Origin of the sequence: Rhodoplanes sp. (assembly GCF_013377085.1) — a bacterium.
Taxonomy (GTDB): domain Bacteria; phylum Pseudomonadota; class Alphaproteobacteria; order Rhizobiales; family Xanthobacteraceae; genus Rhodoplanes.
Window position 1 is genome coordinate 1 of sequence record NZ_JACAAX010000011.1, and the last position, 22,992, is coordinate 22,992.

20 protein-coding genes are annotated in these 22,992 nt (G+C 68.6%); 10 read left to right on the forward strand and 10 right to left on the reverse strand.

What is annotated here, in order from left to right; all coding sequences use genetic code 11:
- The coding region (locus tag HXX10_RS10120) for a caspase domain-containing protein (protein WP_296522059.1) at positions 1–1,555 on the reverse strand (1,555 nt) is incomplete at its 3' end.
- Between the two features lie 369 nt (positions 1,556–1,924).
- Here HXX10_RS10120 and HXX10_RS10125 point away from each other — a divergent pair.
- The gene (locus tag HXX10_RS10125) at positions 1,925–3,520 is read left to right on the forward strand and encodes a HAMP domain-containing sensor histidine kinase (RefSeq protein WP_296522060.1); all 1,596 of its coding nucleotides are present in this window, start codon (positions 1,925–1,927) and stop codon (positions 3,518–3,520) included.
- 126 nt (positions 3,521–3,646) lie between these two features.
- Positions 3,647–4,339: a TIGR02281 family clan AA aspartic protease gene (locus HXX10_RS10130; RefSeq protein WP_296522061.1), complete on the forward strand. Its 693-nt coding sequence runs from the start codon at positions 3,647–3,649 to the stop codon at positions 4,337–4,339.
- Between the two features lie 146 nt (positions 4,340–4,485).
- On the opposite strand, the gene HXX10_RS10135 is transcribed toward HXX10_RS10130, so the two are convergent.
- Entirely contained in the window at positions 4,486–6,210 is a 1,725-nt protein-coding gene (locus HXX10_RS10135; RefSeq protein ID WP_296522062.1) for a caspase family protein, read from the reverse strand.
- A gap of 151 nt (positions 6,211–6,361) precedes the next feature.
- On the opposite strand from HXX10_RS10135, the gene HXX10_RS10140 reads away from it, so the two are divergent.
- From HXX10_RS10140 to HXX10_RS10175, 8 genes are all read left to right on the forward strand, one after another.
- Entirely contained in the window at positions 6,362–6,763 is a 402-nt protein-coding gene (locus HXX10_RS10140) for a helix-turn-helix domain-containing protein (protein ID WP_296522063.1), read from the forward strand.
- On the forward strand, positions 6,760–7,146 hold the full coding sequence (locus HXX10_RS10145) for a VOC family protein (RefSeq protein ID WP_296522064.1): 387 nt from the start codon (positions 6,760–6,762) through the stop codon (positions 7,144–7,146). Before HXX10_RS10140 ends, HXX10_RS10145 begins: the two co-directional genes overlap by 4 nt.
- A gap of 120 nt (positions 7,147–7,266) precedes the next feature.
- Positions 7,267–8,178 (forward strand): amidohydrolase, encoded by a 912-nt coding sequence (locus HXX10_RS10150; RefSeq protein WP_296522065.1) that lies wholly within the window; start codon positions 7,267–7,269, stop codon positions 8,176–8,178.
- Between the two features lie 80 nt (positions 8,179–8,258).
- Positions 8,259–9,251, forward strand: a complete 993-nt coding sequence (locus HXX10_RS10155; protein WP_296522066.1) for a tripartite tricarboxylate transporter substrate binding protein — start codon at positions 8,259–8,261, stop codon at positions 9,249–9,251.
- Between the two features lie 169 nt (positions 9,252–9,420).
- Positions 9,421–11,208, forward strand: coding sequence for an alpha/beta fold hydrolase (locus tag HXX10_RS10160; protein WP_296522067.1), 1,788 nt, complete (start codon positions 9,421–9,423; stop codon positions 11,206–11,208).
- A gap of 553 nt (positions 11,209–11,761) precedes the next feature.
- Positions 11,762–12,736, forward strand: a complete 975-nt coding sequence (locus HXX10_RS10165; protein WP_296522068.1) for a cytochrome c3 family protein — start codon at positions 11,762–11,764, stop codon at positions 12,734–12,736.
- Positions 12,733–13,386, forward strand: coding sequence for a cytochrome b/b6 domain-containing protein (locus tag HXX10_RS10170; protein ID WP_296522069.1), 654 nt, complete (start codon positions 12,733–12,735; stop codon positions 13,384–13,386). The genes HXX10_RS10165 and HXX10_RS10170 overlap by 4 nt, the downstream gene beginning before the upstream one ends.
- Before the next feature lie 17 nt (positions 13,387–13,403).
- Positions 13,404–14,471: an ethylbenzene dehydrogenase-related protein gene (locus tag HXX10_RS10175; RefSeq protein ID WP_296522070.1), complete on the forward strand. Its 1,068-nt coding sequence runs from the start codon at positions 13,404–13,406 to the stop codon at positions 14,469–14,471.
- Between the two features lie 79 nt (positions 14,472–14,550).
- On the opposite strand, the gene HXX10_RS10180 is transcribed toward HXX10_RS10175, so the two are convergent.
- The 8 genes from HXX10_RS10180 to HXX10_RS10215 all read right to left on the reverse strand — a co-directional run bounded on the left by HXX10_RS10180 (position 14,551) and on the right by HXX10_RS10215 (position 22,990).
- Positions 14,551–15,381 (reverse strand): sulfite exporter TauE/SafE family protein, encoded by an 831-nt coding sequence (locus tag HXX10_RS10180; protein WP_296522071.1) that lies wholly within the window; start codon positions 15,379–15,381, stop codon positions 14,551–14,553.
- Between the two features lie 99 nt (positions 15,382–15,480).
- Entirely contained in the window at positions 15,481–16,311 is an 831-nt protein-coding gene (locus HXX10_RS10185; protein WP_296522072.1) for a sulfite exporter TauE/SafE family protein, read from the reverse strand.
- A gap of 126 nt (positions 16,312–16,437) precedes the next feature.
- Complete coding sequence (gene dusA / locus HXX10_RS10190) at positions 16,438–17,445, reverse strand: tRNA dihydrouridine(20/20a) synthase DusA (protein WP_296522073.1); 1,008 nt, start codon at positions 17,443–17,445, stop codon at positions 16,438–16,440.
- 109 nt (positions 17,446–17,554) lie between these two features.
- The gene (locus HXX10_RS10195) at positions 17,555–18,955 is read right to left on the reverse strand and encodes an aldehyde dehydrogenase family protein (protein ID WP_296522074.1); all 1,401 of its coding nucleotides are present in this window, start codon (positions 18,953–18,955) and stop codon (positions 17,555–17,557) included.
- A 23-nt stretch (positions 18,956–18,978) separates the two neighbouring features.
- Positions 18,979–19,875, reverse strand: coding sequence for a CoA ester lyase (locus HXX10_RS10200; protein WP_296522075.1), 897 nt, complete (start codon positions 19,873–19,875; stop codon positions 18,979–18,981).
- A gap of 111 nt (positions 19,876–19,986) precedes the next feature.
- On the reverse strand, positions 19,987–21,132 hold the full coding sequence (locus HXX10_RS10205) for a zinc-binding dehydrogenase (RefSeq protein WP_296522076.1): 1,146 nt from the start codon (positions 21,130–21,132) through the stop codon (positions 19,987–19,989).
- An 8-nt stretch (positions 21,133–21,140) separates the two neighbouring features.
- The gene (locus HXX10_RS10210) at positions 21,141–22,418 is read right to left on the reverse strand and encodes a TRAP transporter large permease (RefSeq protein WP_296522077.1); all 1,278 of its coding nucleotides are present in this window, start codon (positions 22,416–22,418) and stop codon (positions 21,141–21,143) included.
- Positions 22,409–22,990, reverse strand: coding sequence for a TRAP transporter small permease (locus HXX10_RS10215; RefSeq protein ID WP_296522078.1), 582 nt, complete (start codon positions 22,988–22,990; stop codon positions 22,409–22,411). Before HXX10_RS10215 ends, HXX10_RS10210 begins: the two co-directional genes overlap by 10 nt.
- Positions 22,991–22,992 lie beyond the last annotated feature (2 nt).

A 22,992-nucleotide genomic window follows, 5' to 3' on the forward strand; every position in this document is an offset into this window, starting at 1 on the left:
CGGCAGGACCACCGGGCTGCGGCACCACGCCCGGCGCAGGCGGCGCGATGCCGGCACCGCCGGTCTGCGGCACGAAGCCGCCGCCCGGTCGCCCGACCGGCGTGGTGACGCTGACCGTCTGGGCCGCCTGGTTGATCACCACGGTGTTGTGGATGTTCTGATAGATGACGTTGTTGGGCGGCGGCGGCGCCACATAGACGGGCGGCCGGGCCCAGAACGGGATCGGCCGGTAGATCGGCGCCGGCAGCACGAACAGCCCGACCGGCGGCGGCGGCGGCGGCAGCATCACGTAGTCGGGCGGCGGCGGCGGCAGCAGGAAGATGGGCGGCGGCGGCGGCGGCGCGAAGGCCAGCACCGGGTCGTCGAAGGCCAGCACGGGCCGGTCGACAAACATGACCTCCTCGGGTGGCGGCGGCGGCTCGTCATAGGCGAAGGCCGCAAAGCTGGGCGGCGGCTCCAGGACGGCGGAGAGCCGCGACAGCCGGCGGCGCGCATCATAGGCGTGCGGGCCGTGCGGATAGCGCCGCAGATACGACCAGTAGGCGGGCGGCGTGTCGGCCTCGAAGGTGCGGCGCCAAACGATCGCCTCGCGCCGCGCCGCGACGATGGCGCGCACCCGCCGGGCCATGGGATCGCCCGGATAGGCGGCGAGGAACTCCTCGTAAGCCGAGATGGTGTCGCGGTCGAGCGCGGCCGCATAGGCGTCCTCGGCCGGCAGCGCGCGGATCGGCCGGGCGCGGGACACGGCCGGATCGACCGCGGCGACCGGCGGCGGCGCGTCGGGCCCGCGCTCGAAGAACACGAAGGAGGTCTGGATCTGCGCGACGCTCCAGGGCACCTCGGCGCCCTTGGTCAGCTCGTTGACCCGCAGCCGGACGCGATCGAACATCTCGCCGACCGGCAGCCCGGGCTCGCGGAGCATCTCGGCGAGCGCCTGCGCATAGGCCCCGTAGGCGCCCTGCCCTTCCGGCGCGATGGTGCCGGGGGCGGCGTTGAAGGCGATCAGCATGCCGGGCGCCGGGTCCATCAAGGCGAGGCCGCCGGCGAGCGGCTGGCCGGAGCGCACGAACGGGTTGGCGCGGGCCGCGTCGAGCACGATCATGCGCGCCTTGAGCGGCAGCGCCGCCAGCGGCCGGACCAGGAAGTCATAAAGCCGCAGGCCGCGGATCGGCACATCGGTGTCGCGCTCGATCCGCGCGTCGACCGGGATCAGGTAGTTCTCGCCTTCGAGCTGCAGCCCGTAGCCGGCGAAATAGACGAAGGCCACCGCATCGGGCCCGGCCGCCGTCACCTTGTCGACGAAGTCGCGCACCGTGTGGCGCAGCGAATCCTCGTCGAGGTCGCGGGCGCCGACCACGTCGAAGCCGGCCGCCTCGAGCGTCTGGGCGATCAGGCCGGCATCGTTCGCCGGCGTCGCCAGCGCCCCGGCCTGATAGGCGCCGTTGCCGATCACCAGCCCGATCCGCCGCTCGACGCTTTGCGCGCTCGCCACCGAGATTAGCACCGACAGGCAGAGCCAGGTCGCGATCGCCCCGAGCAGTCTCGACGCACTCATTGCAGAACTCCTGGTTGGGCTGGAGCCCGGGCCTCGACGACGATCGCGGCACCGGCTCGAGCCCGACATGAACGAATCCTGGCGACCATCGGTCCTGGAGACGGCGCGGCCACGCCGACCGGCAGGACGGCCGTAACGTTGCTGCGACATTTCAGCCCTTTTGCGGCTTTTGCGCCGTGGGGCGATCCTGCGCAACGAAATTTTAACGATGACGACGGCCGACCCATCCGTTTGCCTGCGCCGAGGCCGAGCCCGGCACCTTCGACGTCAAATCGTCGCTAATCTGCCATCACGACTAACGAGCGCCTAAGCCTGAATTTAAGGATTTTGTCGGACTCTCGGGGCGAACGCCGAGCCGCAGCAGCCCGCATGCCCTTTGCCGCCACCGATCCGCCCCTCCCGCCCTCGGTCGACAGGACCGAGGCCGCGCGCCGTCGTCTGGCCGCCCAGCGGGTGCGCGAGGCCCGCGACCGGCTGACCTCGACGACCGGCACGCGGCCCGCCTTCGATGCCGAGCTGCTGCGCCAATACGCCCAGAACCGCCTCTCGGGCTCGCTCGTGATCCTGATGCTGATCGTCTCGATCGGCTTCCTGGCGGGGGTGTGGGGCGACCCGCTCGCGGCCGGCGCCTGGACGGCCGCCATGCTGGTGATCCACCTGGTCATCGTGGTGAAGTGCCGGAAATTTTTGGCCGAGCCCGCCAATGCCGTGAACGGCCGGGCGTGGCGGCTGCGCTTCGTCCTGCTCGACCTGTTCTTCGGCCTGGCCTGGATGTTCCAGCTCACCCAGCCGGTCGGCGTCCACGAGAGCGCCGCGACCTTCAACCTGTTCGTGATGCTGCTGGTGGTCGCCATCTCCAGCATGCTGGCCTCGAGCCTGCCGGTCGCGGTCTTGGCCGGCACCACGCCCGTGACGATCGCGGTCGCCCTCAACTTCGTCCTGGCCGGCACCGTGCAGGGCTGGATTCTCGCCGCCATGGCGCTGACGGCGCAAATCTACTTCGTGCTGCTGTCGTTCCGCATCTACAGCTCGAACCTCGCCACCCTGGAGGCCCGCGCCGAGAAGGACGCGCTGATCGGCGAGCTCGAGCAGGCCAAGGCCAAGTCCGACGAGGCGCGCCGCCGCGCCGAGGGCGCCAACATCGCCAAGTCCCGCTTCCTGGCGCAGATGAGCCACGAGCTGCGCACGCCGCTCAACGCCATCCTGGGCTTCTCCGAGGTGATGAAGAACGAGATCTTCGGCACCCACAATGTCGCGGTCTACAAGGACTACTCCAACGACATCCACAATTCCGGCGTCCACCTGCTCGGCCTGATCAACGAGATCCTCGACCTCTCGCGCATCGAGGCGGGACGCTACGAGCTCAACGAGGAGCTGGTCGGCCTCGCCCAGACGGCCGAGGAGTGCCACCACCTGCTCAAGCTGCGGGCCAAGAACCGCGGCATCACCATCTACGAGAGCTTCGAGCCGGACATGCCGAAGCTGTGGGCGGACGAGCGCGCGGTCCGGCAAATCTGTCTCAACCTCCTCTCCAACGCCATCAAGTTCACCCCGCAGGGCGGCGAGGTGTGGCTGAAGGTCGGCTGGACGCAAGCCGGCGGCCAGTATCTCAGCGTGCGCGACAACGGCTCCGGCATCTCGGAGGACGAGATCCCGATCGTGCTCGACTCCTTCGGCCAGGGCTCCAACGCCATCAAGTCCGCCGAGCAGGGGGCGGGCCTCGGGCTCCCCATCGTCAAGAGCATCATCGACCTGCACGGCGGCACCTTCACGCTGCGCTCGAAGCTGCGCGAGGGCACCGAGGTGGTGGTGACGTTCCCGCCCGAGCGGGTGATGACGGCGCTGGAGCCGATCGCCGAGCAGGGTCCGATGGTGCCGTCCGACACGCCGCCGCCGCCGGCCGGCGGCCAGGACGGCGGGATGTCGCTGCGCCGCCGGCTCCGCCTGTTCAAGCTGGAGAATTGAGCCGGTGCCGTCACGGATTCTTCACGCGACGCCGATGGCTGCCGCAGAGGTTGTTTTCCCGGAGCGGGGCCGTATGGTCGCCCCGTCCTGCCCGGGACGAATCGAGGTGCTTTGGACGTGCTGACGATGCGCCGCTCCGCCGTGTGGGTTCTTCTGCTGGGCGCCATCGCGGGCCTCGCTTTGCTCGTGGCGCGGCGGCCGGGCGAGAGCGGCCTGTCGGACGGCGACATCGCCTCGCTGCTGGTCAAGCTCGGCTTCATCGCGCTGCTCAGCGGCTTCGTGCTGACCCTGTTCCGCGACCGCTTCGCCCAGGCCGTGCAATGGGCCCTGATCTGGGCCGCGATCGCCCTCGCGCTCGTCGCCGGCTACACTTATCGGTTCGAGCTCAAGGACGCCGGCGAGCGCGTGATGGCCGAGCTGGTGCCCGGCCGCGCCGCCAGCCGCGGCAAGACCGTCGAGGTGGCGCGCGGCAAGGCCGGCGATTTTCAGATCAGCGCCAAGGTGAACGGCGCAACCGTCGCCATGGTCTTGGACACCGGCGCCAGTGCCGTGGTGCTGACCCACGAGGCCGCCAAGGCGGCCGGCCTGCCGCTCGACTTCATCAAGTACAACGTCAACGTCGACACCGCCAACGGCCGCGCCCAGGCCGCCGCCGTGACGCTCGACCGCATCACGGTCGGCGGCATCGTCGAGCGCGCGGTGCCGGCCCTGATCGCCCCGCCCGGCCAGCTCAAGGTCAGCCTGCTCGGCATGAGCTTCCTGAACCGCCTGGAAAGCTGGGAAGTCCGCGGCGCCAAGCTGTCGATGCGGACGTTTTAGAGGGCGGTTTTGGGCGGGCTCGTCGCCCGTAGGGCGCAATGAGCGCAGCGAATTGCGCCGGCGCAAGCACGATGTCCTGAGCGAGGGGACCGCATTCTCTTGGCGCAATTCGCTGCGCTCATTGCACCCTACGGCGCTGAGCCCCCTCACCCCTTCGCGATCGCCTGCAGTGCCTGGATCACGGTCGGCCCGAACGTGCCGTCGATGGGGCCGCGGTAGCTGCCGCGGCCGGCGAGCAGGCGCTGGATGGCGCGGCGCGTCTCCAGCGTGATCACCTTGCCGCGCTCGTCGATCAGCCGGTTGTGGCAGACGATCTGGCCGAGCCGCAGGCATTCGAGCAGCAGGCTCGCCGCCTCCGCCGGGTCGTAGGAGGCGCCGTGCCCCCGGTCGATCATCAGGGCGACGTTCATGATGCCGTTGGCGTTGTTGGCGCGGCGGAACCAGGCGATCGCCTGCGCGTCGTCGCGCGGCGCGCCCCGCCCGCCGGCCAGCATGGCGCCGACATTGGTCATGGCGTCGGGATGGCCGAGTTCGGCGCCACGCCGATAGAGCGCCAGGGCCCGCGCATCGTCCTTCGGCACGCCCATGCCGGTCGCGTACATGTTCCCGAGATTGTTTGCCGCGTGCGAGCTGCCGAGCTTTTGGCCGCGCTCGAACATCTCGGCGGCCAGGCGCAGATTGCGGGGCGTGCCGGTGCCGTTGAAGTAGAGCGAGCCGAGATTGTTGGCGGCCTCGCCCGCGTAGGGACCGTCCGGATAGTCGCGCAGGAAGCTGGCGAGATGCTCCGGATTGGTGCTGTTGGCGAATCGCACCCAGCGCTCGCGCTCGGCCGCCGCCGGATCGGGCCGCCCTGGGGCCTGCGGCTCGCTCGGCGCCCGCGCCTGCACGTCCGGCACCGGCGTGCGCCGCAGCGCCTCGATCCGCTGGCGTGCCTGGCGGGCATAGAGGCCGTCCGGGAAGCCTTTCAGGTAGGTCTCGAAATCCTGCGGATCGGTCGACCCTTGCGCCGCGATCCACGCCATCATGTCGGGCAGGCGCGGATCGGCCGGCGGTTGCGCGCCGACGGACGGGGCTCCGCCCTGCGGCGTCACCGTGATGGTGCCCTCGATCTTGAACGAGAACCGCCCGGTCAGCGACGAGGAGTCCCACGGCACCTGCTTGCCGCGGGTCTCGCCGATCACCTCGTTGCGCACCTCGATGATCATGTCGGAGATCGACAGCGGCTGATCGATATGGCGCAGCAGCGATCCGGTGAACGGGCTGTTCCGCCCTTCGCCGTCCTGCGCCACGTTGTCGGGCTGGGTGGCGTAGACGATGAACGTGCCCGAGACGGTCTGGACGCGGCCGAGGCCGCGGCCGAGCGCGTCGATGGAGCGCGTCCCCATGGTGCGCGACAGATCCTTGGCGAACGGGTTGTCGCGGCAGGCGTCCAGGATGGCGATCTTGACCCGGGCGCTGCGGTTGAGCTGCCGCATCACCTCGTCGAACGGCACCAGCACCAGGCTCAGCTCCGGCTCGTACTCGACCTTGGCGTCGGTCGGGACGAGGTAGTTCTGGCCGTTCACCTGGATGCCGTGCCCGGCATAGAAGACCAGCGCCACATCGGCGTTCTCGGAGGCACGGCCGAACGCCTGCATGGCCGAAACGAAGGCGGCGCGGTCGAAATCGTCGCCGCCGAACACCTCGAAGCCGAGCGAGACGAGCTTGGCGCGCATGTCGGTCGCGTCGTTGCGCGGGTTCTTCAGGGTCGGCGCATGCTGATAGGCACTGTTGCCGACGATGAAGGCGACCCGCTTCTCGGCGCTGTCGGCGGGACCTGCGGCCATGAGCAGGACGAGGGCGGCGACGACGGCGAGCATGAGCTGGCGCATTTTGCGGCTCCTGAGAAAAGTCAGCACACCGCGATACCGCGACCGGAGCCTTGACCGGGGTCAAAGGCCGGCTCGCGCGGCCACGTATTCACACCGCCAATCACGTAACTTATCGGTTGCATGACTGCACGCAGAGGGCTACGGTGGAACGATGGATCTCGACCTGCTGTTCCGGGCGTTGTCCGATCCGACGCGGCGGCGACTGGTCGACGAGCTGGCCGAACGCGACGGGCAGACCCTGTTCGAGCTGCATGTCCGCCTGATCACCTGGCACGGCGCCAGCCTGTCGCGGCAGGCTCTCTCAAAACACCTACAGATGCTGGAAGAGGCCGGGCTGGTGCGTACCGAATGGCAGTGGCGCAGCAAGCACCACTTCCTCGACCGCGCGCCGATCCGGCAGGCCTGGACGCTCTGGCTCGGCCGCCATGCCGGACACGATCGAGCCGAACCAATCGAAGAGTCGGCCGTCACCCTTCGAGGGCCGCGCACCGCGCGGCCACCTCGGCGTGACGGGGTGAAAGACAGAGACAACAAAAGGAGAGACCTCCGATGAGGATCGTTCTGACCAGCGTGCTGGTGGATGACCAGGAGAAGGCGCAGCGCTTCTACACCGACGTGTTGGGCTTCGTGCCGCGGGCCGACGTGCCGATGGGCGAGCATCGCTGGCTGACGCTGGTGTCGGACGACGATCCGGACGGCGTGCAGCTCCTGCTCGAGCCCGACGCGCATCCGGCCGCCAAGCCCTACAAGGCGGCCCTGGTGCGGGACGGCATCCCGTGCACCTCGTTCGCCGTCGACGACGTGCAGGCGGAATACAAGCGTCTGCGCGGCCATGGCGTGCGCTTCACCCAGCCGCCCGTCACCATGGGGCCCGTCACCATCGCGGTGTTCGACGACACCTGCGGCAACCTCGTGCAGATCGCCCAGCAGCACTGACGTTCGCCGCTCCCCGCAGCGACGAACGGCAGCGGTGCCGCACCGTGGTACTTCGTCGTTGCAAAGTACCATGTCGCCGGCTACGCTTTCCCAACAACGACAAGACGATCCGGGGGGATCATGATCGGCCGCCCTGCCGAGAGCATCGTCACGCGCCACGGCGCCGCGGGCGCCGTCGACGGCCACGTCCATGTCTTCGACCCGCGCTTCCCCTTCGCCGAGGCCCGCAGCTACACGCCTCCTGCCGCGACGGTCGACGACCTGCGGGCGCATCTGGCCAGCCTCGGGGTCGACCGCGCCGTTCTGGTGCAGCCGAGCGTCTACGGCGACGACAACCGCGCCCTGCTCGATACCCTCGAACAGCTCGGGCCGACGACGGCGCGCGGCATCGCCGTGATCGACCCGGCCACCGTCACGGATGATCAGCTCCGAACGCTGCGCGACGCCGGGGTGGTCGGCGTACGGGTCAATCTGCACACCAAGGGCGAGGACCGCGCGCAGGCCGTGGTCGCCGCAGTGGCGCAGACGGCCCAGCGCGTCGCGCCGTTCGACATGGTGGTGCAGATCTATGCCGACCTCGCTCTGGTGGCGGCCCTGGAAGACACCATCGCGGCCTCGCCCGTGCCCGTCGTGCTCGATCATTTCGCCGGCGCCCGGGTCGAGCCCGGTCGCTCGGAATCGAACCGCGCGCCGCCCGGCCACGCCGCCCTCATCCGCCTGCTCGGCGACGGCCGCGTCTGGATCAAGCTGTCGGCGCCCTATCGGGCGGCCCGGCAGGCGCCCGATTATCCCGAGCTGGCGCCGCTCGCCCGCACCCTGATCACGACCAATCCGGACCGGCTGGTCTGGGCGTCCGACTGGCCCCACACCGGCGGCGGGGACGAGCGGCAAGGCCGCAAGCCGACCGACATCGAGCCGTTCCGGCAGGTCGACGATGCGCGTACGCTGGCGCTGCTCGCCGCCTGGGCCGGTGACGACGCCACCCGCACGAAAATCCTGGTCGACAACCCGGCCCGCCTGTTCCGCTTCTGACGACGAACCAACCCGCGCGCGACCTCGCCGATCGGCACGCCACGCGCACCCCGCCTCGAGGCCAACGGAGATTTCGCGAAATGCGCCGACAGCTCCTGCGTTCCGGATCAGCCGCTCTCGGACTGGCCGCTCTCGGCCTCGCCGCACTGGCAGGCCCGGCATCGGCCCAGACCTTCCCGTCCCACACCGTCACGCTGGTGGTCGCCTACGCGCCCGGCGGCACCGGCGACGTGGTCGCCCGGCTGATCGCCACGAGGCTCGGGCCGGCGCTCGGCCAGAACGTCGTGGTCGAGAACCGGCCGGGCGCGAGCGGTGGCATCGGCGCCCAGAGCGTCGCCCGCGCGACGCCGGACGGCCACACCATCCTGGTCGGGCAGAGCGCCGAGATCTCCATCAACCAGCATCTGCTCAAGAACATCGGCTACGATCCGGAGAACGACCTGTTGCCGGTGGCGCTCGGTACCGACGTGCCGCTGGCGCTTGCGATCCCGCCAAAGGCGCCCTACCAGACCATCGACGAGCTGTTGGCCACCGCGCGGTCGCGGCCGAACGGACTGTCCTTCGCATCGTCCGGCACCGGCACGCCCGGCCACTTCGCCGGCGAGCTTTTGAAGGCGCGCAGCAAGACCAACCTGGTCCACGTTCCCTACAAGGGCGCCGGTCCGGCCCTCAACGACCTGCTCGGCGCCCATGTCGACCTCTACTTCTCCGGCTTCCCGGCCGTGATGCCGCATGTGAAGTCGGGCAGCCTGAAGGTGCTCGCGGTGTCGTCGAAGAAACGCGCCACCGGCGCCCCCGACGTGCCGACCGTGGCCGAGGTCACCGGCATCAAGGAGTTCGACCTGACGCTGTGGCAGGGGTTCTTCGTGCCGCGCGGCACGCCCAAGGCGGTGGTCACCCGCCTCAACACCGAGATCAACGCGATCCTGGCGCAGCCCGACATCAAGACCACCCTGATCGAGGCCGGCGCCGAGGTGAACCCGATGTCGGTCGACGAGTTCACCGCCTTCGTGAAGGAGCAGACCCAGCGTTACCAGGCGCTCATCAAGGAAATGGGCATCGCCCTGGAATAGCCTGCCCAATGCCACGACCGGCGGCGGAACGTCACGAAACGTGACTCGCCGTTCTTGTTCCAGGTCAATGAGGGCCGCCGTCGCCCGGCCTCTATGAGTCGACATGTCCCTGCGTGCCGCACGAGGCGCGGCCGGCGCTGCGCCCGGTCACTGAAAGGGCGTACCGACCATGGACCGCGACGACACACTCCAGGCAGGGTCGACCCCGTCATCGGCAATCGAGGACGGCGCCGGTATCGAGGCCTTCCGGGCGCTCGACCGCACCCGTCTCGCCCTGATGGCGCAGGCGACCGGCGGCCTCTCCCCGGCGGCGCTGACGCTCGCCTTCCTCGACTGGTGGATCCACCTCTCCACGGCGCCGGGCAAGTGCATGGAGCTCGCCTGGGTGGCCGGCCGGCGCGCCTCTCGCTTCGGCGCGCAGCTCGCCGCCTCCAGCATCGGGCGGGACCCGCCGCCCCATATCCCCGCGCCGCCCGGCGACACCCGCTTCTCGGCCGAAGCCTGGCGCAGCGAGCCCTACAGCCTGTGGGCCCAGATGTTCCTGCTCCAGCAGCAGTGGTGGCACGATCTCACCCACGACGTGCCCGGCGTCGCCCCGCACCACGAGGACGTGGTGGCGTTCACGATGCACCAGCTCCTCGACATGGTCTCGCCCTCGAATTCCCCCTTCACCAATCCCGAGGTCATCGACAAGACCCGCGAATCGCTCGGGACCAATCTGATTCACGGCTTCCAGAACTGGACCGAGGACGTCAGCCGCACGGCGACCGGCCGTCCGCCGGTCGGAACCGAGAGCTACGTGGTCGGACGCGACGTCGCGATCACGCCCGGCAAGGTGGTTTTCCGCAACGCTCTGATCGAACTGATCCAGTACGCACCGGCGACCGACACCGTGGCGGCCGAGCCGATCCTGATCGTGCCGGCCTGGATCATGAAGTACTACATCCTCGATCTGTCGCCGAAGAACTCGATGGTGCGCTGGCTGGTCGGCCAGGGCCACACGGTGTTCTGCATCTCCTGGCGCAATCCCGGCCCGGAGGATCGCGACCTCGCCTTCGACGACTACCGACGGCTCGGCGTCATGGACGCGCTCGACGCCATCAGCGCGATCCTGCCTGGGCGGAAGATCCACGCCACCGGCTACTGCATCGGCGGCACCCTGCTGGCGATCGCCGCCGCCGCCATGGCCCGCATCGGCGACGCACGGCTCGCCTCGGTGACGCTGCTCGCCGCGCAGATGGATTTTTCCGAGCCCGGCGAGCTCGCACTGTTCATCGATCACAGCCAGCTCCACGTGCTCGACAGCATGATGTGGAACCGCGGCTATCTGTCCGCCGACCAGATGGCGGGCGCCTTCCAGCTCCTGCGTACCGCCGACCTCGTCTGGTCGCGCCACATCCACGACTATCTGATGGGCGAGCGCAGCCGGATCAACGACCTGATGGCGTGGAACGCCGACTCGACCCGCATGCCCTACCGCATGCATGGCGAGTATCTGAAGCGGCTCTATCTGGACAACGAGCTCGCCGCCGGCCGCTTCCTGGTCGACGGCCGGCCGGCCGTGATCCGGAACATCCACGCACCGATCTTCGTCGTCTCGACCGAACGCGATCACGTCGCGCCATGGCACTCGGTCTACAAGATCCATTATCTCAGCGACGCCGACGTGACCTTCGTGCTGACCAGCGGCGGCCACAATGCCGGGATCGTCAGCGAGCCGGACCGCCCGCACCGGCGCTATCGCATCGCGCTCAAGCGCCCCGACGACTGCTGCATCAGCCCGGAGGAGTGGGTCGCCGCGACGGCCCCGAAGGCCGGATCATGGTGGGTGGACTGGGCCGCGTGGCTCGACGCCCACTCGGCGCCGGAGCGCGTCGCGTGTCCGGCCATGGGCGCGCCGAGCAAAGGCTACGCGCCGCTCGCCGACGCGCCGGGGACGTACGTGCATCAGCGTTAGCGCGATCTCCGACGACGCGAGAAACGGTTCGCCGTCGACGACGCGACGACGTCGATGTCGCGCGCGTTCTCCGACCCCGCCGAAGCGAACCACACATCGAGACGACACGTCTCGTACCGCGTCCCGGCAGCCCCTTTTGGAGCAGCGCGACGGCGCCTGCAAAACTGCGCCGGCGTCCGCGACCGCGTCGCCCGATCCGTCTAGTCCGCCATCTTCGATGGCCCGCGTCACCCGTGCTCTCGGACCGACACGCATCGCAGCATCGTATCGCGCAGCGCAACAGATATCGGGAGAAGCCCTGACGACAGAATTACAGCTTGCAAAGCCCGAGGCGGCTTCGACATACTTAGAAGCGTTCCGATGTAACTGATCCGTGCACCACACGCCGCCAACGACACCCGTCGTCGGTGCTTGTTGAATCACGTCGCGATCGAGCACTCCCGCAGGCCCGATCGGCGCGCTCACGAATCAGCTCGACCCGGTGACCGCCATCGGCTGTTCCGTGCCCATCCTCGTCTCGATCGCGCTCGCCCGAAAGGCTCGTTCACCGATCATGCAGAAGCGTCGCCGCTGGCTCGCCATCGCATTCGGCCTGATCGTCGCGTCGATGCTGTCGGCCAGCGCCGCGGACGCTCAGAGCACCGCCGCGCTCGATCCCGCCAAGCTCGCCGAGATCCGCGACCAGAACGCCAAGTGCTTCGCCTGCCATTCGCCCGAGGGGCTGAAGTCGCCGCCGCGGCAGGACATGGATCTCGACAAGCTCAAGACCATGCTGCACGACCCGGCACTGTACGAGACGTCCAGCCACGGCCGCGTCGAGTGCCGCACCTGCCACGGCGTCGGCGCCACCACGTTCCCGCACGGCGCCAATCTCAAGGCGCAGGTCAGCCCCTGTTCGGAATGCCACGCCGCCAAGGTCTTCCGCATCGAGACGCAGTTCGACGCGAGCGTCCACGCCAAGACCCAGAAGGACAAGTTCACCTGCTGGTCGTGCCACGACGGGCACGTCTACAACATCGCGGCCAAGATCGGAGCTCCGCACAAGATCATCGCGCAGGACAACGCGATGTGCCTCGACTGCCACAACTCCGATCTGCAGTTCTCGAAATTCGCGCCGGTCGACAAACGCCGTCCCCTCATCGGGCGCATCCACGAATGGCTGCCTAACACCCAACTTCACTGGGCGGCGGTGCGCTGCGTCGAGTGCCACACGCCGGCGGGGCGCGGCTTCTCCCACGAAATCCTCGACAAGAGCAAGGCCGAGAAGAACTGCGTGTCCTGTCATTCGCGCGACTCGTCGCTGCGCACCCGTCTTTACCGGCATCTGCTCGCCGAGGAGGAGGAGACGCTCGGCTTCGTCAACAGCGTGATTCTGCCGCACGCCTACATCATCGGCGCCACCCGCAATCCATGGATCGACGGTGCCGTGGGAGCGGTCGCCGCACTCCTGATCGTCGGGATGCTGGTGCATACGGTGCTCCGCCTCGGCGCGGCGCTATGGCGACGGCGAGGGAGGAGGCCGGCATGAAGACGCGCATCTACCTGCTGCCGCTGTGGCTGCGCCTGTGGCACTGGAGCAATGCGGTGCTGATCGTCATCCTGACCGTGACCGGCGCAAGCCTGCACTTCTCGGATACCCATCTCACGATGGTGTCGTTCGCGCGCGCCGCGCAGATTCACGACATCGCCGGGATGACCATCGTGGCGCTGTACGTCTTCTTCTTGACCGCCAATGCGGTGACCGGGAACTGGTGGCAGTACATTCCCAAGCCCCCGGGCATCATGGCGCGCTCCCTGCGGGTGATGCGCTATTACGCGTTCGGAATCATGCGCGGCGAGCGGGATCCGCACGAGCCGACCCCGGACAGCAATTTCAACGACATGCAGGCGTCCGCCTATTTCGCCATCATGTATCTGGTAATGCCGGTCGTGATGATCACCGGGCTGATATTCCTGTTCCCGCTGACTGCGCCCGATCGGCTGTTCGGCCTGGACGGGCTGTTCCCGGTCGCGGTGGTGCACTACATGGCCGGCGCAGCCGTGGTGCTGTTCGCCATTCTCCACGTCTATCTGGGGACGCTCGGACACACGGCGACGAGCCAGTACAAGACCATGATCACCGGCTGGCACGAGGGCGATCTGCCCTCGGGCCGGACTTCATCACGACGCGCTCGATAACGACAGGAGGGAAAGCCATGAGACGTTCGACCGTGCTGACGTCTTTAGCCATCGTATCCGCGTTCGCGCTGGGCGCGCCGCTGGTGCTCGCCCAGGAGAAGCCGGTGGCGATGCGGCCGGTCCCGATCAAGGCCGCGAAGGCGACGGCGGCACCGACGCTCGACGCGGATGCGAGCGACCCGGTGTGGAAGCAGGCGCAGCCCGTCGCCGTCGAGGCCGTCAAGGGCGTTCACTTCAAGGACAACGCCGGCAACACCAACGCCACCGTGCAGGCGGCCTATTTCGGCGACACGCTCTACATGCTGGTGACCTGGGAGGATCCGACCCTCTCGGTGCGGCGCTTCCCGTACCAGAAGCAGGCCGACGGCTCGTGGAAGAAGCTGGTCGATCCCGAGGACAAGGGTGGCGACGACAACGTCTACTACGAGGACAAGTTCGCAATGATCTGGAACATCGGCAAGTCGATGTTCGGCTTCGACGAGCGTTTCGGCTGCCAAGTGAGCTGCCATGCCGGCGAGCCCGGAAAGCCGTACGGCAACAAGTACACCAGCGAGGAGGGTGAGACCGGCGACATCTGGCACATGAAGTACGTGCGCGGCGGCTTCCTCGGCCAGATCGACGACCAGTGGCTCGACCACACCCGCTTCGACCCGCAGAAATCGCCCGAGGCCGGCCGCAAGTCCGACGCCAACACGGGCGGCGGCTACCAGGACGTCAAGCTGGTCGGCGGCAAGCCGGAGTTCATGAGCAAGGACGCCAAGCCCGCCAACAAGGGCGGCACCTACTGGATCAAGGCCGAGGACAAGGTGCCGTTCGACGACTCGAAGTTCGTGGCCGGCGACGAGGTCGCCTCGATCGTGGTGGCGCCGTTCACGGGCGACCGCGGCGACATCAAGGCGGCGCTCGCCTGGAAGGACGGCAAGTGGACGGCCGAGCTGTCGCGCAAGCTCGTCACCGGCTCGAAGACCGACGTGCAGTTCGACGACCTGTCGAAGAGCTACGGCTTCGGCATCGCCTTCTTCGACAACGCCCAGGTGCGCCACGCCTACGGCCAGGCGCCGCTGATCCTGAGCTTCGACAAGTAAGGACACGCCGCGAGGCGGGAGAACCGGCGGCCTCGGCCGCCGGTATCTTTGTCGACCCCACGCCGGTTTGCCGGGGTGGCTACCCGACCATGCTGAGCAGGATGCGGCTCGCGGTCAGGATCAGGAACAGGCCGAAGGCGATCTCGAGATGCCGGCGCGGCATGCGGTGCGCCAGCACGGCGCCGAAGCGCGCCGTATAGGTCGAGATCGGTGCCATCAGGGCGAAGCCGACCAGCGACACGAAGCCGATCGACAACGGCGGCAGCTCGCCCATATGCGGGATGCCGGCCAGCATGTAGCCGATCGTGCCGGTGACGGCGATCGGCACGCCGATCCCGGCCGAGGTGGCGACCGCCTTGTGGATCGACTGACCGTAGAAGGTCAGCACCATGCTGGCCATGGCGCCGCCGCCGACCCCCATCAGCGACGACAGAAGGCCGATGACGGCCCCATAGACCCGCAAGACCCAAGGCCCCGGCAGCTTCGGGGCGATGACGAAGCGATCGCCGAGGAACAGGAGCTTGCACGCCGTGAGCAGCACCGTGCAGCCGAACACGATCTTGAACACCACCGCGGGCGCCACCACGGCGACGGCGGAGCCGAGGATCACGCCGATCACCACCGGCACGGTCCACAGCTTCACCACGTCCTGCAGGGCGGCGCCCCTGGCCTTGTGGCTGCGGTAGGAGCGGAAGGCGGTCGGCGCGATGACGGCGAGCGAGGTGCCGATGCAGAGCTGCATGCGGACGTCGTCGGGCACGCCGATGAGACGGAAGACCTCGAACAGGACCGGCATCAGCACGGCGCCGCCGCCGATGCCGAACAGCCCGGCGAGGATCCCCGTCACCACGCCACCGCCCATGATGCCCACGGCGAGAATCACGAGTTCGCCGGTGGGCACGTTCATCATCGCGGGCAACTCCGTTCCGCAGCCTTGCGCGAAGCTTCGATCCGGTGCTGCGCCGCGCAGCGCCGTCCCGTGGCCGTCGCGAGCGGGCTGGCCGCCGCCCTACATCACCAGGCTGGACAGGATGCGGGCCGCGGTGGCGACCAGGAACAGGCCGAAGGCGATCTCGAGGTGCCGACGCGCCATGCGGTGCGCGAGTATGGCGCCGAAGCGCGCCGTCCAGGTCGAGATCGGCGCCATCAGCGCGAAGCCGACCAGCGACACGAAGCCGACCGACAGCGGCGGCAGCTCGCCCATATGCGGAATGCCGGCCAGCATGTAGCCGATCGTGCCGGTGACGGCGATCGGCACGCCGAGGCCGGCCGAGGTGGCGACGGCGTTGTGGATCGGCCGCTTGTAGAGGGTGAGGAGCATGGTGGAGAGCGAGCCGCCGCCGACCCCCATCAGGGCGGAGAGCAGGCCGATGACGGTGCCGTAGATCCGCATGGTCACGGGTCCGGGCAGCTCCGGCGCGATCGAGAAGCGGTCGCCGACGACCAGCATCTTGGCCGCGATGGTCATCTGGATGAAGGCGAAGACCAGCTTGAACACCGCCGCCGGCGCAACCACGGCGAGCGCGGAGCCGATGACGACGCCGATCACCACCGGCACGGTCCACAGCTTCACCACGTCCTGCAGGGCCATGCCCTTCGCCTTGTGGGTACGGTAGGAGCGGAACGCGGTCGGCACGATGATGGCGAGCGAGGTGCCGATGCAGAGCTGCATGCGCACGTCGTCGGGAACGCCGATCAGGCGGAAGATCTCGAACAGCACCGGCACCAGCACGGCGCCTCCGCCGATGCCGAACAGGCCGGCCAGAATGCCCGTGACCACGCCGCCCCCGGCGATCGCCACGGCGAGGACAACGAGCTCGCCGACCGGCACGTCCATCATGGTGTAAATCTCCGTTCAGGCACTGTTTCGCATCGTTTGCGACATCCGCCAAGGCGCGCATTTGCGCGGCGGGACGTGCAATTCCGCATGCATCGACAGGGGTTGGCGGTCAGGCGGGAGCGGCCGTCATGCCGCGTCGGCGCGCGACGGGGCCGTGCGGACCAGGTCGAGCGCCGTCGTGAGCACATCGATCCCGGCGCCCGGCCTGACGGCTTCGGTGGCGAGATGACGCCGATAGGCGCGCGCCCCCGGCACGCCCTGGAACAGGCCGAGCATATGGCGCACCATGGCATAGAGCCGCTCACCGGCGGCGAGCTCGCACGCCATGTAAGGAATGAATCGCTCTACCGCCTCGCGGGCCGAGCCGGCGGGCGCCGCCTCGCCGAACAGCAGCGGATCGACTGCGAGCAGGCGCCACGGCTCCTGATAGGCGGCACGCCCCATCATCACGCCGTCGACATGGGCGAGCTGGTCGGCCGCCGCCTCGATCGAGGCGAAGCCGCCATTGATCGCCACCGGCACGTGCGGCAGCCGCGCCTTGAGCCGGTGGACGCGGCCGTAGTCGAGCGGCGGCACGTCGCGGTTTTCCCGCGGCGACAGACCCTGCAGCCACGCCTTGCGGGCGTGCACGATCAGGGCGTCGGCGCCGGCCGCGACCACGGTGTCGGCGAGGATGTCGAGCGCCTGTTCCGGGTCCTGGTCGTCGATGCCGATGCGGCACTTGACCGTGACGGGCACGGCGACGGCCGCCTTCATGGCGGCGACGCAGTCGCCTACCAGCGCCGGCTCCGCCATCAGGCAGGCGCCGAAGCGGCCCTCCTGCACTCGGTCGGACGGGCAGCCGACATTGAGGTTGATCTCGTCGTAGCCCATCTCGGCGCAGATGCGGGCCGCCTGCGCGAGCGCCGCCGGATCGCTGCCGCCGAGTTGCACGGCGACCGGATGCTCGCAGGGATCGAAGCGCAGCAGGCGCACGCGGTCGCCGCGCAGCACCGCGCCGGTCGTCACCATCTCTGTATAAAGCCGCGCTTTTCGCGTGAGACAGCGATGGAACGCCCGGCAATGCCGGTCGGTCCAATCCATCATGGGTGCAACGGAGAAGCGCACGGCGTCCGTCGCCAAAGTGTGCTGCATGCTGTTCATCGCGGCGCACGATAGCACGCCGCACAGGCTTTGCCCGCCCTCGGCCCCGGACCGCCGGCGACGGGCCCGCACGCGGCCGGTCGCCCGGCAGACCAGCGGATCAATAGCCCTCGAAGAGCTTCCTCTCCTTGATCACGTCGCCGAACAGCTCCTCGTCGGTCGGCACCTTGTAGTTCTTGATCTCGCGCGCCACCCAGGTGGTGTTGAGATGGTGCTTCCAGGTGATGTTCTCGGACGTGATGTTCTTGCCCCAGGTGCCGCAACCGAGCGTGATGGTGAACGGCATGCCGTTGTTCCAGTTGCCGGCGTTGGACTTGTTCTGCGGCATGCGGACCGCGACCCGGCTGGTCTTGGTCTCCATCGCAAACTTGAGGATGTGGTCCTCGTCGAAGGAGTGGATGCCGCACGAATGGCCGGCGCCCGAATAGGCCTGGATGCCGTTGACCAGCGCGATCGCGTCCTCGAAGCGATCATACTTGTAGAGCGTGACGACGACCGAGAGCTTCTCGCCGGAGAACGGGAAGTCGGACCCGAAGCCGGTCTCCTCGACCAGGATCCAGGTGCGGTCCGCCGGCATGTCGATGCCGGCCTTCCGGGCGATGAAGGCCGCCGGCCGCACGATCACGTCGCCGTTGAGATGGCCGTCCTTCCACAGCGTCGCCTGCAGCTTGGCCTTGTCGGCCGGCGTGCACAGATACGCTCCCTCGGCGATCATCGCCTTCACGGTGGCGTCGTAGATGCTCGCCTGGATGACGGCCGCGTTCTCGGTCGAGCAGCCGCTCGCCTGATCGTTGATCTGGCTCTCCATGATCTTGTGGGCGACATCCTTGATGTCCGCCGTCTCGTCTATCACCGTCACCACGTTGCCGGCCCCGACCCCGTAGGCCGGCGTGCCCGACGAATAGGCGGCCTTGACCAGGCCGGCGCCGCCGGTGGCGATGATGAGGTCGCACTGGCGCATCAGCTCGTCGGTCTTGTCGAGAGTCGGCTTCTCGATGCAGATCACCAGATCCTCGGGCAGTCCCATGGTCCGGAGCAGCCGGCGGATGTCGCCGGCGACCAGATTGGTGATCTTGTCGGCGCGCGGATGCGGCGCCAGCACGATGGCGTTGCGGCAGATCAGCGCGTTCATCGCCTTGATGAAGACGACGCCCTCCGGCACCGTGGTCGGCACGATGCCGCCGATGACGCCGACCGGCTTGGCGATCTTCATGAGCTGCTTGGCCTCGTCGACATCGACGATGCCGACCGTCTTGGCCTCGTTGAGGTCGCGCATCAGGCCCTTGGCGCGGGCGATCGTGCGGGCGACCTTGCTCGGCACGTCGCCCATCTTGATCTCGTCGAAGCTCGCCTGCCCCCACGCCTCGGCACGCTGGACCGCGAGCCAGCCGATCGCGGCCGCGACGCGGCGGGCCTCGTCCTGGGTCCAGCGCTCGGCGACGGCCTGGGCCTTGCGGGCCCGCGCGATCAATCCGGCGATGTAGTCTCTTGCCTGTTCCATCGTGGTACCTTCTTCTGTCGAGCTTAGTTTGTCGCGGGCGCGCGACCGCCGGCGATCCGGTCGGCCTTGTCCAGGAGCTTGCGGGCCCGTTCCGCGACGGGTGGATCGATCATCTTGCCGTCGAGCGAGCAGGCGCCCTTGCCGGCCGCCGTCGCCTCGGCGAAGGCCGCGACGACGCGGCGCGCCTGCGCCACCTCGTCGTCGGTCGGCGTGAACACCGCATTCACGGCGGCGACCTGGTTCGGGTGGATGCAGGTCTTGCCGGTCATGCCGAGCCCCTTGACGCGCTCGGTCTCGGCCACCAGCGCGGCCGGGTCGGCGTGATGCACGAACGGCGTGTCGATGATCGAGATGCCCCGCGCCCGCCCGGCGAAGACCAACGTGCTGCGGGCATGATGCAGCTCGTCGCCGACCGTCGTGCGGGCGATGCCGAGCTCCTTGGTCAGGTCCTCGGCGCCGAACTGCAGGCCGGTGACGCGCGACGCCGCCGCGACGATGGCGGCGGCGTCGACGATCGAGGCCGCCGTCTCCATCAGCGGCACGAGGCCGATGGTGCCCGGCGGAAGGCCGAGCTCCTGCTCGAGCGCGCCGATCACCACGTCGGCGGCCAGGATCGACACCGCGTCGGCCTTGGGCACCACGATGGTGTCGGGCCGCTTCGGCACGACGGCCAGGAGGTCGCGCAGCCCGAGCGGCGACGTCACGGCATTCACCCGAACCAGGATTTCCTTGCGGCCGTCGCGCGGTGCGTCCAGGGCAGTCGCCACGGCCGCTCGCGCGCACTCCTTCTCGGGCGGCGCGACCGCGTCCTCGAGATCGAAGATGATGCCGTCGGCCGGCACGTCGAACGCCCTGGCGATCATCTTGGGCGAGCTGCCGGGGACGTACAGCAGCGATCGTCTGAGCAACACGCGGTCCATGGCTCCGCCTCCTCCGCTCCCGGCGCCGCAGGCCGGTCGGTCATGTGGTCTGTTATTGACGTCGAGGATCGGTCGCAGGCGCTCCGGAGGCCGCGACCGCCGGTGCAGTCGTCAGCTCATCACGATCAGCGGCTTGATCTCCTCGAGCCGCTGCATGCGCGCGAGCGCGGTGTTGACCTCGTCGAGGGTGTAGCGCCCCGAGATCATCCTGCCGAACGGGATGTGATCCCCGTGGGTCGAGGCGAACTGCAGCGCTTTCCAGTACGACTTCACGTCACCCGAGAAGGAGCCGAGCACGCGAATGTTCTTCTTGACGATGGTCGACGGGCTGAACGTGGTCGTGCCGGTGCCGAGCTGGCCCACCGTGAGGTAGCGGCCGCCCTTGCGCACCAGATCGATGCCCTCGTTGAAGGCGCCCGGAAAGCCGGTGAACTCCATCACGATGTCGGGGCCGCGCCCGCTGGTGAGGACGCGCAGCGCCGCGGCGCGCTCGTCGTGGGTCGTGCCCTCGATCGTGAACGTGTGGGTCGCGCCGAACTCTTTGGCGAGCTCGAGCCTCGCATGGGGCGCGCCGATCACGCTGACGGTCCGGGCGCCCTCGACCCGCGCCACCGCGGACGCCAGGATCCCGAGCGGGCCGGCGCCCTGGATGGCGACATGCTCGGAGGGGTCGATCGGACCGAGATTATCGAAGGCGTTCATCACCGAGCGGAACGCGCAACTGCACAGGCTGGCGACGGCGTCCTCGACATTGTCGGGCACCCGCACGCGCCCCGACTGCGGCAGGACATAGCCGTATTCCGAGAAGCCGCCGAGCAGATAAGGCGGCTTCTCGATGTTCTCGTACATGTAGGCGCGGCGGTTCTCGCACAGCGTCGGCTGGCGCGCGACCGTGCACCAGTAGCAAGACCCGCACGCCGTGTGGGTCCACAGGATGCGGTCGCCGATCGACAGCGGCTGGCCGACGCTGTCGCGCTCGGCGCCCGCTCCGATGGCGACGATCTTGCCGACCATCTCGTGGCCGAGGATCACCGGCAGGTCGACCTTGAGGGCGAGATTGCCGCGCGCCAGATGCACGTCGGTGCCGCAGATCGAGCAGGCGGTGGTGCGCACGATCAGCGCCCCCGGCTCCGGACCCGACGGCACCGGAACGCATTCGATCTTCAACGGCTCGCCGAACCGCCGCACCACGGCGGCGCGCGAGAATTCAGGCAGGACCCGGAGATCCACGGTCTGCTTCTTGTTCGTCTTGGTCATCTCGAAACCTAGCGGTACCAGAGCGTGAGGAAGGGGACGTAGGTGATCAGCGCCTGCCCGACCAGGGCGGCCGTGAAGAAGAAGGCGAGGTAGTACATCATCTGCGGCAGCCGGACCTCGGCGGCGCGCGCGGCGACGTAGAGGTTGGCGGCCATCGGCGGGGTCAGCAGGCCGATCTCGAGATTGACGGCCGTGATGATGCCGAAATGCACCGGATCGATGCCGAACTTCGCCGCGGCCGGCGCGAGCAGCGGCCCCATCAGCAGAATGGAGGCGTTGGTCTCCATGAAGGTGCCGACGAGCAGCAGGACGACGTTGACGACCAGCAGGAACATGATCGGGTTGTCGATGTAGGTGGCGACCCAGATCGCGATGTCCTGCGGCACCTGGTTGAGCACCATGGCGCGGTTGAACACGCCTGTCATGGCGATGATGACCAGGATGCCGGAGCCGGTGACGACGGCGTGGCGCACCGACTGCAGCAGCTTCGTGCGGTCGAGCATGCGGCGCACCAGTGCCGCGCTGACCGCATAGATGCAGCCGATCGCCGCCGCCTCGGTCGGCGTCATGATGCCCCCGTAGATGCCGCCGAGGATCAGCACCGGCAGCAGCAGCGCGGAGGTCGCCTTGAGAACGATGCGGGTCGGCTTCTCCGTCACGAGGTTCAACGACTCGCCCTTGATCTCCCGCCCGCCTTCGAGGAACCGCCGCGACAGGACGATATGGACGGCGAGGAACAGGGCCGCCATCAACAGCGCCGGCAGCAGGGTCGCGGTGAACAGTTGGGAGATCGACACGCCGACGGTCGCGCCATAGAGGATCAGCGGGATCGACGGCGGCACCAGCACGCCGAGCAGTCCGACCGAGGCCACCATCGCGGCGATGTAGCCGCGTGGATAGCCGCGGCGCGCCATCTCCGGACTGACGATGCCGCCGACGGTCGCCACCGTCGCCACCGACGAGCCCGTGATCGCACCCATCATGGCGGACGAGACGATGGCGATGTAGCCGAACGCACCTTTCACGCGGTGGAGCATCAGGTCGGAGAGCTTGATCAGCTCGGCCGCCATGCCGCTGCGGTTCATCAGATCGCCCGTGAACATGAACAGCGGGATGGCGATCAGCGGATAGCTGGAGATCTCCTCGTAGGGGATGTTGCTCAGACCCACGATGGACAGGCCGTAGGTGCTCATCTGGAGGAAGATCACGAGGCCGAAGGCGACGGCCAGGGGCGCGCCGACCAGCAGGAACAGGGCCATCAGGCCGAACGTGAGGGTCAGTGCCATGGGTCGATACCGCCCGGCGCATGACCCGTGCAGGCCCGGATCACGTCGAGAACCGCGTGGATGGTCATCAGCACCGCCCCGGCCAGCATGAAGCCGACCGGAATGGCGATGGGCGTGCCGAGGTCGATCAGGCGCTCGCCCGAGTTCACTGCGTAGCTGAACAGGTCGGCGGCGAGGGCGACGAAATACAGCCCGAACACCACGAACAGCGCGGCCGCGATGCCTTCGAGGAAGCGCAGCAGCCGGCCCGGCGGCAGCGCCTCGACGATGTCGGCGGTGAGGTGGCGGTGCAGATGGCTGCACAGCGCCGCCCCGACGAAGGTCAGCGGCGACATCGCGACGATCGCCCACTCGCCGGTGTCGGGCAGCGGCAACGCGAACGCCCGGACGACCACCGAGGTGCCGATCGCCAATACCGCCACCCCCAACGCGGTTGACGCGACCAGGCTCTCCGCACGGCCGAGCAGCAGCTCGATCCGCATGAGGACACCGAGCACCGTCCGCCGCCCGGGGTCGTGGGTCTCCGGATCCGACATGATCAAGCCCGCCGCACTCGGTTGGTCCGAGCTCATGA

What these genes read in the sequence shown, in the direction of transcription:
- HXX10_RS10215 (WP_296522078.1), bottom strand. Translation starts at nt 22,990, where the DNA reads ATGAGCTCGGACCAACCGAGTGCGGCGGGCTTGATCATGTCGGATCCG.
- HXX10_RS10185 (WP_296522072.1), bottom strand. Translation starts at nt 16,311, where the DNA reads ATGATGGACGTGCCGGTCGGCGAGCTCGTTGTCCTCGCCGTGGCGATC.
- HXX10_RS10160 (WP_296522067.1), top strand. Translation starts at nt 9,421, where the DNA reads ATGGACCGCGACGACACACTCCAGGCAGGGTCGACCCCGTCATCGGCA.
- HXX10_RS10210 (WP_296522077.1), bottom strand. Translation starts at nt 22,418, where the DNA reads ATGGCACTGACCCTCACGTTCGGCCTGATGGCCCTGTTCCTGCTGGTC.
- HXX10_RS10170 (WP_296522069.1), top strand. Translation starts at nt 12,733, where the DNA reads ATGAAGACGCGCATCTACCTGCTGCCGCTGTGGCTGCGCCTGTGGCAC.
- dusA (WP_296522073.1), bottom strand. Translation starts at nt 17,445, where the DNA reads ATGCAGCACACTTTGGCGACGGACGCCGTGCGCTTCTCCGTTGCACCC.
- HXX10_RS10140 (WP_296522063.1), top strand. Translation starts at nt 6,362, where the DNA reads ATGGATCTCGACCTGCTGTTCCGGGCGTTGTCCGATCCGACGCGGCGG.
- HXX10_RS10175 (WP_296522070.1), top strand. Translation starts at nt 13,404, where the DNA reads ATGAGACGTTCGACCGTGCTGACGTCTTTAGCCATCGTATCCGCGTTC.
- HXX10_RS10130 (WP_296522061.1), top strand. Translation starts at nt 3,647, where the DNA reads ATGCGCCGCTCCGCCGTGTGGGTTCTTCTGCTGGGCGCCATCGCGGGC.
- HXX10_RS10125 (WP_296522060.1), top strand. Translation starts at nt 1,925, where the DNA reads ATGCCCTTTGCCGCCACCGATCCGCCCCTCCCGCCCTCGGTCGACAGG.
- HXX10_RS10205 (WP_296522076.1), bottom strand. Translation starts at nt 21,132, where the DNA reads ATGACCAAGACGAACAAGAAGCAGACCGTGGATCTCCGGGTCCTGCCT.
- HXX10_RS10155 (WP_296522066.1), top strand. Translation starts at nt 8,259, where the DNA reads ATGCGCCGACAGCTCCTGCGTTCCGGATCAGCCGCTCTCGGACTGGCC.
- HXX10_RS10150 (WP_296522065.1), top strand. Translation starts at nt 7,267, where the DNA reads ATGATCGGCCGCCCTGCCGAGAGCATCGTCACGCGCCACGGCGCCGCG.
- HXX10_RS10195 (WP_296522074.1), bottom strand. Translation starts at nt 18,955, where the DNA reads ATGGAACAGGCAAGAGACTACATCGCCGGATTGATCGCGCGGGCCCGC.
- HXX10_RS10135 (WP_296522062.1), bottom strand. Translation starts at nt 6,210, where the DNA reads ATGCGCCAGCTCATGCTCGCCGTCGTCGCCGCCCTCGTCCTGCTCATG.
- HXX10_RS10200 (WP_296522075.1), bottom strand. Translation starts at nt 19,875, where the DNA reads ATGGACCGCGTGTTGCTCAGACGATCGCTGCTGTACGTCCCCGGCAGC.
- HXX10_RS10145 (WP_296522064.1), top strand. Translation starts at nt 6,760, where the DNA reads ATGAGGATCGTTCTGACCAGCGTGCTGGTGGATGACCAGGAGAAGGCG.
- HXX10_RS10180 (WP_296522071.1), bottom strand. Translation starts at nt 15,381, where the DNA reads ATGATGAACGTGCCCACCGGCGAACTCGTGATTCTCGCCGTGGGCATC.
- HXX10_RS10165 (WP_296522068.1), top strand. Translation starts at nt 11,762, where the DNA reads ATGCAGAAGCGTCGCCGCTGGCTCGCCATCGCATTCGGCCTGATCGTC.